At 70.8% G+C, this 15,321-nt stretch carries 17 protein-coding genes; 3 read left to right on the top strand and 14 right to left on the bottom strand.

The genetic code is table 11. The annotated features are described in order from the left end of the window. Nucleotides 1–10: 10 nt before the first annotated feature. Nucleotides 11–892 (top strand): cytochrome d ubiquinol oxidase subunit II, encoded by an 882-nt coding sequence (cydB, locus tag ACTWPV_RS08255; RefSeq protein WP_347644295.1) that lies wholly within the window; start codon nucleotides 11–13, stop codon nucleotides 890–892. Here the strand turns inward: cydB and ACTWPV_RS08250 are convergent. Genes ACTWPV_RS08250 through ACTWPV_RS08230 form a run of 5 tightly spaced genes read right to left on the bottom strand, consistent with a single transcriptional unit; the run spans nucleotide 861 to nucleotide 5,438 of the window. After that, on the bottom strand, nucleotides 861–1,640 hold the full coding sequence (locus ACTWPV_RS08250; protein ID WP_347644296.1) for an ABC transporter ATP-binding protein: 780 nt from the start codon (nucleotides 1,638–1,640) through the stop codon (nucleotides 861–863). The genes cydB and ACTWPV_RS08250 overlap by 32 nt on opposite strands. Then, nucleotides 1,633–2,364, bottom strand: coding sequence for an ABC transporter ATP-binding protein (locus tag ACTWPV_RS08245; RefSeq protein WP_443151251.1), 732 nt, complete (start codon nucleotides 2,362–2,364; stop codon nucleotides 1,633–1,635). Before ACTWPV_RS08245 ends, ACTWPV_RS08250 begins: the two co-directional genes overlap by 8 nt. Then, nucleotides 2,361–3,350: a branched-chain amino acid ABC transporter permease gene (locus tag ACTWPV_RS08240; protein ID WP_443151250.1), complete on the bottom strand. Its 990-nt coding sequence runs from the start codon at nucleotides 3,348–3,350 to the stop codon at nucleotides 2,361–2,363. Before ACTWPV_RS08240 ends, ACTWPV_RS08245 begins: the two co-directional genes overlap by 4 nt. Beyond that, nucleotides 3,334–4,215, bottom strand: coding sequence for a branched-chain amino acid ABC transporter permease (locus tag ACTWPV_RS08235; protein ID WP_443151249.1), 882 nt, complete (start codon nucleotides 4,213–4,215; stop codon nucleotides 3,334–3,336). Before ACTWPV_RS08235 ends, ACTWPV_RS08240 begins: the two co-directional genes overlap by 17 nt. After that, nucleotides 4,209–5,438 (bottom strand): amino acid ABC transporter substrate-binding protein, encoded by a 1,230-nt coding sequence (locus ACTWPV_RS08230; RefSeq protein ID WP_443151248.1) that lies wholly within the window; start codon nucleotides 5,436–5,438, stop codon nucleotides 4,209–4,211. The genes ACTWPV_RS08235 and ACTWPV_RS08230 overlap by 7 nt, the downstream gene beginning before the upstream one ends. A 128-nt stretch (nucleotides 5,439–5,566) precedes the next feature. Here ACTWPV_RS08230 and ACTWPV_RS08225 point away from each other — a divergent pair, with 128 nt between their 5' ends. Continuing rightward, on the top strand, nucleotides 5,567–5,713 hold the full coding sequence (locus tag ACTWPV_RS08225) for a LacI family DNA-binding transcriptional regulator (RefSeq protein WP_443151247.1): 147 nt from the start codon (nucleotides 5,567–5,569) through the stop codon (nucleotides 5,711–5,713). On the opposite strand, the gene tnpA is transcribed toward ACTWPV_RS08225, so the two are convergent. Continuing rightward, nucleotides 5,710–6,165, bottom strand: a complete 456-nt coding sequence (gene tnpA, locus ACTWPV_RS08220) for an IS200/IS605 family transposase (protein ID WP_443151246.1) — start codon at nucleotides 6,163–6,165, stop codon at nucleotides 5,710–5,712. The genes ACTWPV_RS08225 and tnpA overlap by 4 nt on opposite strands. Before the next feature lie 22 nt (nucleotides 6,166–6,187). Between tnpA and ACTWPV_RS08215 the strand changes: the two genes are divergently transcribed. Continuing rightward, the gene (locus tag ACTWPV_RS08215; RefSeq protein ID WP_443151245.1) at nucleotides 6,188–7,390 is read left to right on the top strand and encodes an RNA-guided endonuclease InsQ/TnpB family protein; all 1,203 of its coding nucleotides are present in this window, start codon (nucleotides 6,188–6,190) and stop codon (nucleotides 7,388–7,390) included. A gap of 314 nt (nucleotides 7,391–7,704) precedes the next feature. Here the strand turns inward: ACTWPV_RS08215 and ACTWPV_RS08210 are convergent, their stop codons facing one another. The 8 genes from ACTWPV_RS08210 to ACTWPV_RS08175 all read right to left on the bottom strand — a co-directional run bounded on the left by ACTWPV_RS08210 (nucleotide 7,705) and on the right by ACTWPV_RS08175 (nucleotide 15,320). Then, the gene (locus tag ACTWPV_RS08210) at nucleotides 7,705–8,145 is read right to left on the bottom strand and encodes a hypothetical protein (protein WP_443151244.1); all 441 of its coding nucleotides are present in this window, start codon (nucleotides 8,143–8,145) and stop codon (nucleotides 7,705–7,707) included. 53 nt (nucleotides 8,146–8,198) lie between these two features. Further along, nucleotides 8,199–8,603, bottom strand: a complete 405-nt coding sequence (locus ACTWPV_RS08205) for a hypothetical protein (RefSeq protein ID WP_347644305.1) — start codon at nucleotides 8,601–8,603, stop codon at nucleotides 8,199–8,201. A 50-nt stretch (nucleotides 8,604–8,653) separates the two neighbouring features. Continuing rightward, nucleotides 8,654–9,670, bottom strand: a complete 1,017-nt coding sequence (locus tag ACTWPV_RS08200; protein WP_347644306.1) for a leucine-rich repeat domain-containing protein — start codon at nucleotides 9,668–9,670, stop codon at nucleotides 8,654–8,656. A gap of 9 nt (nucleotides 9,671–9,679) precedes the next feature. Then, nucleotides 9,680–12,037, bottom strand: coding sequence for an aerobic carbon-monoxide dehydrogenase large subunit (gene cutA, locus ACTWPV_RS08195; RefSeq protein ID WP_443151243.1), 2,358 nt, complete (start codon nucleotides 12,035–12,037; stop codon nucleotides 9,680–9,682). Then, nucleotides 12,034–12,576 (bottom strand): (2Fe-2S)-binding protein, encoded by a 543-nt coding sequence (locus ACTWPV_RS08190; protein WP_443151242.1) that lies wholly within the window; start codon nucleotides 12,574–12,576, stop codon nucleotides 12,034–12,036. The genes cutA and ACTWPV_RS08190 overlap by 4 nt, the downstream gene beginning before the upstream one ends. Continuing rightward, nucleotides 12,566–13,480, bottom strand: a complete 915-nt coding sequence (locus ACTWPV_RS08185; RefSeq protein ID WP_443151241.1) for an FAD binding domain-containing protein — start codon at nucleotides 13,478–13,480, stop codon at nucleotides 12,566–12,568. Before ACTWPV_RS08185 ends, ACTWPV_RS08190 begins: the two co-directional genes overlap by 11 nt. Next, nucleotides 13,477–14,889 carry a uracil-xanthine permease family protein gene (locus tag ACTWPV_RS08180; protein ID WP_443151240.1) on the bottom strand — a complete coding sequence of 471 codons (1,413 nt, stop codon included), beginning with the start codon at nucleotides 14,887–14,889 and terminating at the stop codon, nucleotides 13,477–13,479. The genes ACTWPV_RS08185 and ACTWPV_RS08180 overlap by 4 nt, the downstream gene beginning before the upstream one ends. Before the next feature lie 227 nt (nucleotides 14,890–15,116). Then, nucleotides 15,117–15,320 (bottom strand): RNA-binding S4 domain-containing protein, encoded by a 204-nt coding sequence (locus ACTWPV_RS08175; protein ID WP_220446781.1) that lies wholly within the window; start codon nucleotides 15,318–15,320, stop codon nucleotides 15,117–15,119. Nucleotide 15,321: the final 1 nt, after the last annotated feature.

The following is a 15,321-nucleotide window of genomic DNA, read 5'->3' as shown; positions in this document are numbered from 1 at the left end:
GGAGCGGACAGTGATCGATCTGTGGTTCGTCATCATCGCCTTCCTGTGGACCGGCTACTTCGTGCTGGAGGGCTTCGACTTCGGCGTCGGGATGCTGGCGCCGCTCGTGAGCGGGAACGCCGAGGAGCGGCGCCAGAGCCTGCGGACCATCGGCCCGGTGTGGGACGGCAACGAGGTGTGGCTGATCACCGCGGTCGGCGCCATGTTCGCCGCGTTCCCCGCCTGGTACGCGGGCATGTTCAGCTCCTTCTACCTGCCGGTCGCGCTCGTCCTGGTCGGGCTGATCGTGCGCGGGGTCGGCCTGGAGTGGCGCGGCAAGGTCGCCTCCCCGCGCTGGTGCGACGCGGGCATCGTGGCGGGCAGCGCGCTCCCGGCGTTCCTCTGGGGCGCGATCTTCGCCGGCCTGCTGTTCGGCCGCCCGCTCGCCGCCCTGCTCGGCGGCGCGTTCACGCTGGCGGTGTGCGTCCTGCACGGCGCCGTCTTCCTGGCGCTGAAGACCACCGGCCCGGTACGCCGCCGCGCCCGGGTCGCGGCGATGGCCGCCAGCGCCGTGGCCGTCCCCGTGGCCGTGTTCGCCCTGTCGGGCCTGGGCACGCCGCCCGCGCTGGCCGCCATGGCGGCGCTGGCCGCGGCCACGGCGCTGATCTGGCGCCGCAGGGAGGGCTGGGCGTTCGCGGCCACGGCGGGCGCCATCATGCTGACCACGCTGGCCGTCTTCGTGGAGCTGCACGCGCGGCCGCTGCCCGGGCTGACGCTGGCCGAGGCCGCCTCCGGCCCCTACACGCTGACGATGCTGAGCTGGATCGGGCTGCTCACGCTGCCGTTCGTGCTGGTCTACCAGGGGTGGACGTACTGGGTGTTCAGGAAGCGGGTCCGGGTGGGCGCGGCGTAGCCGCATCCCCGGCCGTGTGGTCAGACGGCGCTCCGCCGAGGTAGAGGCGGCCGAGCCGCGGGTCGGCCGCCAGCTCGCGCGCCGGGCCGGAGATGTGCACCTGGCCGAGGTCGAGCACGCAGCCGACGTCGGCCGTCTCCAGCGCCCTGCGCGCGTTCTGCTCCACCAGCAGCACCGCCACACCGGCCCCGCGCATGAGGTCGATCTGGTCGAACACGACCTGCGTGTTGCGCGGGTCGAGCCCCATCGACGGCTCGTCGAGCAGCACCACGGCCGGCTCCAGCATGAGGGCGCGGGCGAACTCGACCTGTTTCTGCTGGCCGCCCGACAGCAGCCCGGCCACGCTCCCCCACCGCTCGGCCACGACGGGGAACAACTCCTTGACCGCCTCGATCCTCGCGTTCAGCACGGCCTGGTCGCGGACGGTGTAGCCGCCGAGCCGCACGTTCTCCGCCACCGTCATCTCCCGGAACACGCTGTGCCCCTGCGGCACGTGGGCCAGCCCGCGGCCGAGCAGCCGCTGCGGCGACAGGCCCGCCACGTCCTCCCCCGCCAGCAGCACCCGGCCCGACCTGGGTGCGAGCAGGCCGCTGGCGACCTTGAGCACGGTGGACTTGCCCGCGCCGTTGGGGCCGACGAGGCAGACGACCTCGCCGGAGCGCACGGTGACGGACAGGCCGCGCAGCACCGGCGCCGCCCTGCCGTACCCGGCCACGACGTTCTCCAGCGACAGCAGGACCTCAGACACCGAGATACGCCTCCAGCACGCGAGGGTCGTCCCTGATCGCCGAGGGAGGCCCGGCGGCGATGGGCGCGCCGCGGTCGAAGACCATCACGTGGTCGCACATGCCCATCACCATGTCCATGTTGTGCTCCACGACGAGGAAGGTGCGCCCCTCGGCGTTCAGCTCGCGTACGAGGGTGACGATGCGGTCGATCAGCGCCGGGTTGACGCCGCCGGCGGGCTCGTCGAGCAGCACCAGGTCCGGCTCGGCCATGAGCACGGCGGCGAGTTCGAGCAGCTTCTGCTGGCCATAGGACAGGTCACGGGCCTCGGCGTGCTCCAGGTGCTCGATGCCCATGCGGTGCAGCCAGCGGCGTGCGCGCTCGGCCTCGCCCTTGTCGTGCAGGCCGGCCAGCAGCTCCCGCAGGCGGGTACGGCGGACGGCGACCAGCATGTTCTCCAGCACGGTCAGGCGCGGGAAGACCCGGCAGAGCTGGAAGGTGCGGCCGATGCCCGCGTGCGCGATCCGGTGCGGCGCGTGGCGGGTGATGTCGCGCTCGCGATAGAGCACCCGCCCCGAGTCGGGCCTGATCATGCCGGTGATCAGGTTGAAGAACGTGGTCTTGCCCGAGCCGTTGGGCCCGATGAGGCCGTTGACCTGCCCTTCGCGCAGCTCGACGGTGGCGCCGTGCACCGCGGGCACGCCGCCGAACGCCTTCGTGAGGCCTTCCGTGCGCAGCGAGGTCATCGGGCCGCCCCCTCCAGCCGATGCCCGGCGCTCTCCTCCGGGATGGACGGCCCCGGGCCTGTCCTGGTGAGCCTGGACAGGATGCCCTCCGGCATGAACAGCACGACCAGGACGAGCAGCACACCCGTCGCGGCCAGGTGGACCTGCGTCTCGCCGAGCGCGATCAGGAAGTACTCGCCGGCGGGCGCCACGATGAGCGCGCCGAGCAGCGGGCCGAACACGTGCCGGACCCCGCCGAGCAGGCTCATGAGCACCATGTACGAGCCGATCAGGATGGAGAACATGAAGATCGGGTCGAGGCTGCCGAACCACAGCGCGTACAGGCCGCCGGCCAGCGCCACGAACAGGGCCGACAGGGCGAAGGCCGCCACCTTGTACGCCGCCGTCGGCACGCCGAGCGACTCGGCCTTGTCCTCGTCCTCCCTGATCGCCCGCAGGCCGGCGCCGAAGCGGGAGCGGGAGACGTACCACCAGGACAGCAGCGCGAGCCCGAGCAGCACGAGGAACAGGTAGAAGAAGACCATGTGCGTCTGTCCCCGGTGCAGGCCGGGGAACGGCGAGGGCACCTGCAGGCCGGTGGAGCCGCCGGTCAGCGAGCGCCAGCCCTGCACGACGAGGTTCATCATCGACACGAGCGCGATCGACACGATCACGAACGACGCGCCCCGCACCCGTACGGCCGCGACGCCGACGCCCACGGCGAACACGGTGACCAGCAGCGCCGAGACCGGCAGGGCCAGCGCCCACGGCACGTCCAGCCGGGTCACGAGCAGCCCGGTGCCGTACGCGCCGAGCCCGAAGAAGGCCGAGTGGCCGAGCGAGACGTAGCCGGTGAAACCGCCCAGGAGGTTCCAGGAGGTGGCCATGGCGGCGTACATGACGGTCAGCGCGCCCGCGTACACGAGGTAGTAGTTGGGCACCAGCCAGGGGTAGGCGATCGCCAGGGCGGCGACCAGCAGCGGGAGGCCTCTAGAAGCGGTGCGCAAGGCGGCCTCCGAAGAACCCCTGCGGGCGGGCGAGCAGGGTCAGGAAGAGGAAGACGTAGAACATCATCGTCGCCCAGGTGGCGTCCACGGTGACGAGCACGATGCCCTCGACGACGCCGAGCAGGACGGCCGCCAGCGCCGCGCCGGCCACGCTGCCGAGCCCGCCGACCACGATGATCGCCATCAGCTTGCCGATCCACACCCAGTGGGAGGCGGGGAAGAACGGCGTGATCAGGGCCAGCACGGTGCCGCCGACGGCCGCCGTGGCCAGGCCGAGGCCGAACCCGTAGCCGGCGACCCGCTCGGTCGGGATCCCGACCAGCCTGGCCGCCTCCCGGTGCTGGATGGTGGCCCGCAGCGCCTGCCCGAACCTGCTCCTGACCAGCACGGCGAAGAGCACGCCGAGGGTGAGCGCGGCGACCGCGAAGGCGATGATCTTGTCGTACGGAAGGTGCACGCCGCCGATGGTCAGCGACCTGGTCGCGTACTCCATGCTGACCGACTTGTAGGAGCCCGTGTAGAACGTCCCGAGCAGCCCCTCGATCGTCAGCGCGAGCCCGAACGTCAGCAGCACCGACATCATCGCCACGTTCTCCGGCGCCAGCCGCGCGACGAGCAGCCGCTGCACCGCAACGCCCAGCAGGAAGAAGACCGGCACGGTGACCGGCAACGCCAGGAACGGGTCCACCCCGAGCGCCGTGTGCACCGTGTACGTCAGGTAGGCGGCCAGGAACAGGAACGCCGGGTGGGCCACCATGACCACCCGCATCACGCCGAAGTACAGCGACAGGCCGGAGGCGAGCAGCGCGTAGAGCCCGCCCGTCAGCACGCCCAGGGCCAGCCCCTGCAGGAGCAGGCTCACCATTCCTGCTTCGGGTAGACGAGGTCGGCGGTCTTCGCCTGCTCGGGAAGCACGATCTCGATCTTGCCGTTCACGTACTGCTGGATCATGTGCGCCTGCTCGGGCCGGCCCTTGTCGTCGAAGGACAGCGGGCCCACGACGGTGTCGAACGTGCCCTGCCTGATGTGCTCGGTCAGCTTGTCCTGGCACTCCTTGCTCGGGTCGGCGCACCGGGCCGCGTTCACGGCGGCCTCGATGATCTGGCCGACCGTGTAGCCGTTGGCCGCGTCCTCGTTGGCCGCGCCGCCGAACATCTCCTTGTACCGCCTGACCATCTCCTCGTTGCCGGTGAACGTCGAGGCGGCCGACCACCCGACGGGCGAGACGATGTGCTCGGCCGCCCCCTTCACCGCGGCGGGGAACTCGGCCAGCGTCGGCCCCGTCGAGAACGCCGCCAGCTTGGGCTGCACCTTCAGCTCCTGCAGCGCGCGCACCAGGCCCACGGAGTCCTCGAACTGCGTGCCCCCGACGACGAGATCCGGCTTCGCCGCGGCGATCTTGGCGGCGATGGGCGAGAAGTCGGTGGTCTCCGGCGGGTAGACCTCGTCCACGACCGTCCTGATCCCGGCCGCGGCCAGCCTGTCGCGCAGCCCGTACGCGGTGCCCTGGGCGAACGGGTCGTCCAGGCTCGCGTACGCCGCCGTCCTGGGCCGCTGGTCGGCCGGCAGATTGATGAGGTAGTCGGCCAGGTAGTCGTAGTGGTCGTCGGCGATCGCGGGGGCCGCGTAGAAGAGCCGCTCGAAGCCCTGCTCGAAGACCTCCTTCGCGGCCCCGGCCGGCTCCACGAACACCATGCCGTACGACTCGGCGACCTTCGCCGCGGGGATCACCAGCCGTGAGGAGAACGGCCCGAACACCAGGTCCACCTTGTCCTGCGTGATGAGGGACTCGTAGTCGGAGCTGACCCTGTTGGGGTCGGAGGCGTCGTCGCGGAAGATCAGCTCGACCTTCCTGCCCAGCAGGCCGCCCTTGGCGTTCACCCGGTCCGCCCAGACCTGGTAACCCTCCTGGATGCCCTTGCCCGGCTCGGAGAAGTCGCCGGTGAGCGGGAGCGAGATGCCGATCTTGACCGGCCCCTGCCGTTGACCGGGTGACGGGGCGGCGCCGGGTTCGTCGGTCTTCGCACAGGCGGTCAGCGCCAGACCGCACATCGAGATGATCACTAGGCCGCTGGAAAGTCTTGCCATCGAGGAGACTCCCGTCAGGAGAGGCGCCGCGAAAGCGCTTTCGTAAGCGCTTTCGGTCACGATCACACGGGATCCAGCTCCGGACAAGGGGGTCGTCCGCATGCCAGAGCGACCTTACGCGCGTCGACGTGGCCAGGGCCGCGGGGGTGTCGCCGGCGACGGCCTCCCACGCCACGACGGGCAGCTCTGGGGTGAGCGCCAAGCCCGCCGCCCACGTCCAGGCGGTCACCTCGCGGATCGGCTACCAGAAGCGTCGGCAGTGCTCCGGCTTTTAGACCGGAGGTGAAGCCGGCCAGTCCGCGCAACTGGGCAAGAACAGCCGGTTCTGCTGCTCGATGTAATGGCGCAGGACGCTGATCGGAGCACCGCCCACCGATCCGGCGAAGGAGGAGCCGGACCAGAGCTTGTTCGCCTGGTAATAGTGGGCGGCGAGTTCGGGGAATTCCTGGCGCATCCGCCCGGAGGAGACCCCTTTGAGGGAGTTGACCAGTTTCGAGAGGGCGATCTTGGGTGGGAATTTCACGAGCAGGTGAACGTGGTTGTTCTCGCCGTTGAACTCGGCCAGATCAGTGTCGAAGTCGGTGCAGACCGATCTCATGATCTCTTCCAGGGGAATCAGATGAGCGCCGGTGAACACCCGATGCCGGAATTTCGTCACGAAAAGCAAATGAGCGTGCAGGGCGCAAACACAGTGGAGGCCCGTTCTGATATCGCTGTGCTCGGCCATAAACCAACTGTATTCTGGGCGGGTGCAGTTGCGGTACTCCTTCCGGATCGACCCGACGCCGGGCCAGCGGGTCGCGCTGGCCAAGGCGTTCGGGTGCGCAAGGGTGGTCTTCAACGACGCGCTCGCGCTGCGTCGCCAGGCCTACCGGGAAGGCTTGCCGTTCGTCGCCGACGCCGAACTGTCCCGCAAAATGATCACTGAGGCGAAGAAACGCCCAGAACGAGTCTGGCTGGGTGAGGTGTCCGCAGTGGTCCTGCAGCAGGCACTGGCCGACTGCACCACCGCGTTCCGGAACTTCTTCGCCTCGGTCACGGGGAAACGTAAGGGCCCGAAGATCGCGCCGCCCCGGTTCCGGTCCCGCAAGGACAACCGGCAGGCGATCCGGTTCACCAAGAACGCCCGCTTCTCCATCACCGGGCAGGGCAAGCTGCGCCTGCCGAAGATCGGCCAGGTGGCGGTGCGCTGGTCACGGGAACTGCCCGCCGAGCCGTCATCGGTCACGATCGTCAAGGATGCAGCCGGACGATACTTCGCCTCGTTCGTGGTCGAGGTGCGCGAGCAGTCGCTCCCGGCCACCGACGCCGAGACCGGGATTGATCTCGGGCTCGGTCATTTCGCGGTCTTGGCCGACGGCCGGAAGATCGACGCGCCGAAGTTCCTGCGCCGGGCGGAGAGGAAGCTCAAGCGCCTGCAGAAAGACCTCTCCCGCACCCAGAAGGGATCAGCCAACCGGGCCAAGGCCCGGACCAAGGTCGCCCGCCAGCACGCCAAGGTCAGCGACGCGCGCCGCGAGTTCCACCACCAGCTCTCCACAAAGATCATCCGCGAAAACCAAGCGGTGTACGTGGAGAACCTGGCGGTCAACGGACTGGCGCGCACGAGGCTGGCCACAAGCATTCACGACGCGGGCTGGTCAGCCTTCATCGCCATGCTGGAATACAAGGCGAAACTGTACGGCAGGACCTTCGCCAGGGTCAGCCGCTGGTTTCCCTCTTCCAAGCGCTGCTCGGCCTGCGGGCAGGTCCGGGCCCAGAGCTTGCCGCTTTCGGCCCGGGAGTGGACCTGCCCGTGCGGCGCGCACCACGACCGGGACGTCAACGCCGCGAACAACATTCTCGCCGCCGGACGGGCGGAGAGGCTAAACGCCTGTGGAGGGCCGGTAAGACCAGGCGCAAGTCCGGCACAGCCCGACGAAGCAGGAAGCCCAGGAAGTGCCGCCGCGTGAACGGCGGCACAGGCCAGAATCTCCGGTCTTCAGGCCGGGGGAGCACGTCAAGTCCCCAACAGCCACGCGGGAAAGGAAGGGCCGGGGCGCGGGCCTTGACCGGCGGGCAGGCGTCCACGAGGTCGGCGACCCCTGTTCCGGAGAGATCGCCAGGGCCTCCTGCACGAGACGAAGCGCCGCGGCTACCTGGCGCTGATCAGCCAGGATCAGCGCGACCCGCGGGCCGAGCTGGCCAGGATCCGCGCGTTGCGCGCACACCGCGTGACCCTGCTCGTCCTGGCCGGCCCCGGGTAGGGAACTGCCTGTGAGCGGGACTATTCGACGACCCGCATCGCGCCGCTCCCGGCGTCCGTCATGTGCAGCTCGCCGCCGAGCCGCTCGCCCAGCAGGTCGAGCACCTTGCGGCTGGACGTGACGGTCCACAGGTCGCCCGCGAGGTGCGGCGTGCCCGCGGGGGCGGCGCCCATCCAGGCGTCCTTGCCCGCCCGCGTGGTGAACGTCGTCACGACGAACTCGCCGTCAGGGGTGGTGCAGTGTCCTGAGCGGACGCCGGCGCCGTCGGCCCGCAGGCGCGGCTCGCACCCGACCCTGGCGGACAGTTGCTCGACGGTGAGGGGGGCGGCCCCGGCCCGCGCGCCGGCCGCGAGGTAGCCGCCGCTCCCATCGCCCGCGGAGCAGGCCGCGACCAGCCCTGCCAGCAGCGCGAGCGCGGCGAGGCTCCGAGGAGCCGTCATGTGCAGAGGTACGCGTTCCACGGGATCAGCTCCACGGGTCAGCACGACGGGTCAGCACGACGGGGCCGGCGCGGTCAGGTGGCCGGCGTGGGCGTCTGCGAGACCCGGTGGTCGGTCAGGTGCAGGTCTCCGTCGAGCCGCTCCTGGATCGACTCCAGCACCTCGAGCGGGCCCAGGACGGTCCAGCGGGGGCCGACGAGGTGGGGGTTGTACTCGGGCGCCTGATCCATCCACGCGTCCTTGAGCGCCTCGGTCCTGAACGTGTTGACGAAGAACCTGCCGTCGGAGGTCTTGCAGAACCCGGTGCGCAGGTCGTCTCCTTCGACCTGCATCTTCGGCTTGCAGCCGACCTTCTCGGAGAGTTGCTCGACGGTCAGCGGGGCCGCGGGCTGCCCGCTCGCGCCTGCTGCGACGTAGTCGCTCCAGCCCTCTGAGGAGCATCCGGCGACCAGCCCGGCCAGCAGCGCGAAAGCGGCCAAGCGTGGAAAAGTCGTCATGTGCGGAGGTACGCAGGACCCGGCGCCTCGGTTCAGCGCAGAATCACGCACCCGCGCGCGGCGAGCCGGCGCAGCACCTCCGGCTCGCCGTCGAGCTTGTTCCACCGCAGGTCGAGCTTGTCCAGCGGGGGCAGCCGGTCCGGCAGCTCGCGCAGCCGGTTGTTGCGCAGGTCGAGATGCCTGAGACCGGACGGCAACGCGTCGGGCAACGCGCCGAGCAGGTTGTCGCGCAGGTCGAGCACGCGCAACTCCTCCAGCTCGGCGATGGCGGCGGGCAACCGGGTCAGCCGGTTGCCCTGGAGGTGCAGCTCACGCAGCCGGGTCAGCCCGCCGACCGTCTCGGGCAGCGACTCCAGGCGATTGTCGTAGAGCCGCAGCTCCACCAGCGCGGCCATCCGTCCCAGCGCCTCCGGCAGGCGGGTGAGCCGGTTGGCGGTCAGGTTGAGGTAGGCGAGACGGTCGAGCCGCCCGAGCGCCGCGGGCACCTCGGTGAACAGGTTGTCGCTCAGGTAGAGGTAGTCGGTGAGCGCCAGGTCGCCGAGCTCTGGCGGGACGGAGGTGAGCCGGTTGTGCCCGAGGTCGAGCATGCGCAGTCGGGCCAGCCCGCCGACGGCCGCGGGAACTTCGGTCAGCTCGTTCTCGGCCAGGTTGAGCGACTCCAGCCGGGTCAGCTCCCACAACGAGGCCGGCACCTCGGTCAACGCGTTCCTGCCCGCCGCCAGGTGCCGCAGCCGCCTGCCGAGCCGCTCGGGCAGCGCGCGGACGCGGTTGCCGTACAGGGAGAGCGACTCGAGGCCCGGCGGGCAGGCCGGGACGGCCGTCAGCGCGTTGCCGTCCAGGTGCAGCGCGCGCAGCGCGGCCAGCCCCGACAGGTCGGGCAGGGCGCGCAGGCGGTTGCCGTCGAGCCTGAGCTCCTCCAGCGAGCCGAGCCCGGCCACCCACCCGGGCACCTCGGTGATCGCGTTCCAGGCCAGGTCGATCAGGCGGACGCCGTCGGGAACATCAGGGAAGGAGGTCAGGCCCGCTCCGGGGGCACGCAGATCCGGCACGAGACCGGATCATCCCACGGCGGAGCGGAGCTCGAAGAGCTCGGACGGGGAGATGGGCATACGGTCGACGTCGATGCCCTCGGCGTCCTCCACCGCCGAGGCGATGACCGCGGAGACGGGGATCACGCCGGCCTCGCCCGCGCCCTTGATGCCGAGGGGGTTCAGCGGCGAGGGCGTCTCCAGGTGGGCGGTCTCGACGTGCGGGATCTCGGTGGCGTACGGCATGAGGAAGTCCATGAAGGAGGCGTTCACCAGCTGGCCGTGCGGGTCGTACACCATGCGCTCGTAGAGCGCCCCGCCGATGCCCTGCGCCACCCCGCCGTGGATCTGCCCTTCGACGATCATGGGGTTGATCAGCCGGCCGCAGTCGTGCACGACGGCGTAGCGCACCACCTTGATCTCGGCGGTGTCGGGGTCGGTCTCGACGATGGCGGCGTGCATGCCCGACGCGAACGTGGATCTGATCGGCGAGTAGTAGTCGCGCCCCTCCAGACCGGGCTCCTCCCCCTCCGCGACCGGCGGCCGGTCAGGGGAGGCCGCACCGGAGAACTGGGTCGCCTTGGCCGCCTCGTCGTCGAAGGCGTACCTCAGCGGGTTGGCCAGCACGGCCACCGTGGACAGCGGGATCGACGCCGACGGGGATCCCGCCACGTGCACCATGCCGTCGTCGATCGCCAGGTCCGCCGGGTCGGCCTCCAGCGCGTCGGCCGCGATGCGCAGCGCCTTCTCGCGTACTTTCCTGCAGGCCAGCGCGATGGCGTTGCCGCTCATGACGGCCGCGCGCGAGGCGAACGTGCCGACCGCGTAGCCGAACCTTCTGGTGTCGCCGGTGACCACGCTGATCCGCTCGATCGGCACGCCCAGCTCGGTGGCGGCGATCTGGGCGAACACCGTCTCGTGCCCCTGGCCCTGCGAGGTGAGCCCGGTGGAGACGTGCACCCGGCCGTCGGAGGTGACCTGCACGTGCCCGCCCTCGTAGGGGCCGACGCCGGTGCCCTCGACGTAGCAGCCGATGCCGATGCCGCGCCCGGGACGCCTCTCGTGCTCGTCCCAGCCGATCAGCTCCTTGATCATGCGGAGCATCTCCGGATAGTTCCCGCTGTCGTAGATCAGCGGGCGGCCGTCCTGGAAGGTCATGCCCTGGTCGTACGGGAACTCCTCCGGCCCGATGAAGTTGACCGCCCGCACCTCCGTGCGGTCCTTGCCCAGATGGCGGGCGATCTTGTCCATGGTCCGCTCCATGCAGAACACGGCCTGCGGCCTGCCCGCCCCCCGGTAGGGGGTGACCTGCACGGTGTTGGTGTAGACGGAGGCGAACTCGACGCGGTAGGCCCCGATCTTGTACGGCCCCGGCAACTGGGTGGACGTCACGATCGGCACGATGATCCCGTAGGGCGTGTAGGCGCCGTGGTCGTGCCGGATCGTCACGTCCAGCCCCAGGACGCGGCCGTCGCCGTCGAAGCCGACCCGCACGTGCTGGATCTGCGCGCGCTCGTGGGCGGAGGAGATGAAGTGTTCCCTGCGGTCCTCGGCCCACTTGACCTCGCGCCCGAGCGTCATGGCGGCCCACGGCACGAGGATCTCCTCGGGCCACGGGTGCACGATCTTCACGCCGAAGCCGCCGCCGACGTCCGGCGCGATCACCTCGACGTGCGGCAGCGGCAGGCCGAGCGTGGCGGCGACGGCCATGCGGACGCTGGTGGAGGTCTGGGTGCTGGAGTAGACGCGCAGGTCCCTGCCGTCCCAGCGGGCGTAGACGCCGCGTCCCTCCAGGGGCATGCTGGCGCTGCGCTCGATGTCGAGCCGGAAGGAGAGCGTGTGCGGCGCGGCCTCGATCACCTCACCGGCGCCGCGGCCGTCGGCCGCCGCGACCTCCTGCACGAGGTGGGCGCCGACGTTGCCGGGCACGTCCTCGTGCACGAGCGCGGCCCCCTGCACGGCCTCCTCAAGGCCGACGACCGCCTTGAGCGGCTCGTAGTCCACCTCGATGAGCGCGCAGGCGTCCTCGGCGGCATACCTGTCGCTCGCCACGACCATGACGACCGGCTCGCCGACGTGCCTGACCACGTCCCGGGCCAGCGGGTAGGCGGTGCGGCCGTGGGTGAGTGCGGGATGCGGGATCAGCAGCGGGAGCGCCCTGCCCACCCGCTCGGGCAGGTCCTCCCAGGTGTAGATCGCGACGAGCCCCGGCACGTCGAGTGCGCCCGTCACGTCGATGTCGCGGATGCGGGCGTGGGCGTGCGGCGAGCGGACGAAGGCGGCGGCGAGCGCGTCGCGGCCGAGGTCGTCGAGGTAGCGCCCCTGCCCGGTGAGCAGCCTGGGGTCCTCGCGCCGCTGCACGGGCTCCCCGAACAACCTCGTCGTCATGTCTCCTCCGCCAGCAGTTCGGCGGCCCGGTGGACGGCCTTGACGATGTTCTGGTAGCCGGTGCACCGGCACAGGTTGCCCGAGACGCCCTCGACGATCTCGTCGTCCGACGGCGCCGGATTGTCCCTGAGGAACGCGGTGACCGTACACAGGAATCCCGGCGTGCAGAACCCGCACTGCAGGCCGTGGCACTCGGCGAACGCCCGCTGCACCGGCGACAGCGCTGTGTTCACTGCCTCCACTTCGTGGAGGCGGCTCGGTCGCTCAAATCCGCCGCCTTCCCTCGTCGCTCCCTCGCGTGCCAGGCCCTCGACGGTGGTGATCTCCTGCCCGTCGACCGTGACCGCGAACGTGAGGCACGAGCGCACCGGCCGGCCGTCGAGCAGCACCGTGCAGCAGCCGCAGACGCCGTGCTCGCAGCCCACGTGGGTGCCGGTCAGGCCGAGGTCGTGGCGCAGGCAGTCGGACAACAACCGGCGGGCGGGCACCTTCACCCGCCTGGTCGCGCCGTTCACGACGAGCGTGATCTCATGCTCCACGGGCTGCCGCCCCTTCCCCGGCCGCGCTCCGCAGCGCCCGCTCGGCGAGCACGCCCACCAGGTGCCGCCGGTAGGCGGCCGAGGCGTGCACGTCGCTCTCCGGCTCGGTCTCCTCCTGCACGGCCCGCGCCGCCTCCGCCCAGCCGCCGGCCGCGCCCCCGGACGCTCCCGTCATGTCCACTTCCCCGAACGCCCCGGTCACATCCGCTCCCCCGCATGCCCCGGTCACGTCCACGACGACGGGCACGGGCCCGACGCCGACGCACGCGACCCTGGCGGCGGTGACGCGCGCGTCGCCGTCCACCGTGACCACGGCGCAGACCCCGGCCAGCGCGTAGTCGCCGTGCCTGCGGGCCACCTCCTCGAAGGCGGTGCCGGTGCCCGGGCCCAGCGCGGGGAAGTACGCCGACACGGCCAGCTCGCCCGGCCGGACCGCCGACTCCAGAGGTCCGACGAAGAACTCCCGCGCCGGCACCTCCCGCTCCACGGCCCGGCCCTCCCAGCGGGCCAGCCGGATCGTGCCGTCCAGCACCGCCAGCACGGCCGGCAGCTCGGCGGCCGGGTCGGCGTGCACGAGGCTGCCCACCACCGTGCCCCGGTTGCGGATCGCCGGGTGGGCGACCAGCTTCAGCGCCCGTGTGAGCAGCGGGTGCGCGCCCGCGTGCTCGGCATCGGAGTGCCTGACCAGCGCGCCCACCCTGACGCCCGCCGGGGTCGCGTCGATCGTGGACAGGGAGCCGATCCGGTTGATGTCGACGAGGTGCTCGGGTGCGGCCAGCCGCATGTTCATCAGGGGGATCAGGCTCTGCCCGCCGGCCAGCACCTTGCCGCGCACCTGCGCGAGCGTGCGCAGCGCAGCGCCGACGTCACGGGGCGCGTGGTACGCGAACGGCGGCGGCTTCACGCGGGCTCGCTCCCGGCCGGCCCGGGGCCGCGCCCGGCGATGGCCCTGAGCAAGTGGTAGCCGCCCAGCACCACGATGGTGCCGAGCGCGATGCCCTCCAAGGTGAAGTCGCCCCCGATGAAGTGCTGCACAGGTCCGATGGCCAGGATGATGCCCGCCCCGGTCGGAACCATGTTCACGGGATCGGCGAAATCCACCCGGTTCTCGATCCAGATCTTCGCGCCGAGCAGCCCGATCATGCCGTAGAGGATCACGGTGACGCCGCCGAGCACGCCTCCGGGGGTGGCCGCGACCAGCGCGCCGAACTTGGGGCACAGGCCGAACAGGATCGCGATGACCCCGGCGATGTAGTAGGCGGCCGTGGAGTAGACCTTGGTGGCCGCCATGACGCCGATGTTCTCGGCGTACGTCGTGGTGGGCGAGCCGCCGACCGAGCTGGCGAGCGCGGTGGTGAGGCCGTCGGCCGCCACGGCGCGGCCCACGTACGGGTCGACGTCGGTGCCCGTCATCTCGCCGACCGCCTTGACGTGGCCGATGTTCTCGGCGATGAGCGCGATGAGCGCGGGCAGCACGAGCAGCACGGCGGAGGTCTTGAAGTCGGGCCCGTGGAACTCCGGCAACCCGATCCATTCCGCCTGCGCCACCGGCTCGAAGTCCACCCGGTCGTGCGGGAACGCCGTCGCCACGCAGTACGGGCCCTCGGGCTGGCAGGCGGCCCCGGAGGCGTCCCGCAGGTTCGCGCCGGGCAGCACCGACGTGACCGGCCCGGCCACCCTGTCCAGCACCCAGGACAGGACGAACCCGGCGACGAGCCCGACGAGCACGCCGATCCGCCCGATGAACCCCTTGAACGCCACGATCACCACGAACGTGATCAGCATCGTGACGAGGGCGACCCAGTGGTCCTGCGGCCAGTACGTGTCCGCCACCACGAACGCCAGCCCGAACCCGATCAGCATCACCACCGCGCCCGTGACCACGGGCGGGAAGACCCGGTGGATGATCTGCACGCCGAGGAAGTGGATGGCCAGCCCGGCCAGCGCCAGCACGAGGCCGGCGACCAGGATGGCGCCGGTCACGATCGCGTCCGCTCCCGCGGTGTCGCCTCCCGCCGCCGCCCTGATGGCGAACACGCCGCCGACGAAGGAGGCGCTGGTGCCGAGATAGCTCGGCACCTTGCCCTTCACGATCAGCAGGAACAGGATCGTCGAGACCCCCGACATCATCACGGCGATGTTCGGGTCGAGCCCCATCACCAGGGGGAAGACGAACGTGGCACCGAACATGGCGATCACGTGCTGCGCCCCGAACCCCACCATCCGGGGCCAGCTCAGCCGCTCGTCGGGCCTGACCACCTCTCCCGGGGCCAGATGCTTGCCGTCACCGTGCTTGGTCCATCCCAAAACCATGAGAGCCCCTCTTGTACCGGGCGTTGCGCTGGGCCGGCGACACGCTTTTCCGTTGCGGGCACATTAGGCCCGCCGGATCACTCCTACACGGGCATGATCTGCCAAATCTACGCTGGGAACCAGAGAAAAGCTCTCGCTCTCCGCAGTTGGGCGCCTTCCGTCAGTTCCAGCACGGAGGACGGCGGTGGTGCCGATGATCCAGCGGTGACTTCAGGTGAACCTTCGGGCTATTCGACCCGGATCGAGAACCCCTCACCGCTGACCACCTGGCCCGACCGGATCTTGGCCCGCTTCCGCAGCTCGACCTCGCCGTCCACGAGCACCATGCCCTCGGCGACGAGTTGCTTGGCCATGCCGCCCGTCTCCGTGATGCCGCAGTATTTCAGCAGGTCGCACAGCGGGATGAAGTCGGAGCGCAGTTCGAAGTCCACA

Source organism: Nonomuraea sp. KM88 (assembly GCF_052245635.1).
Lineage (GTDB): Bacteria > Actinomycetota > Actinomycetes > Streptosporangiales > Streptosporangiaceae > Nonomuraea.
Note: the sequence above shows the minus strand (reverse complement) of the source record. Positions and strands in the feature narration are given on the sequence as shown.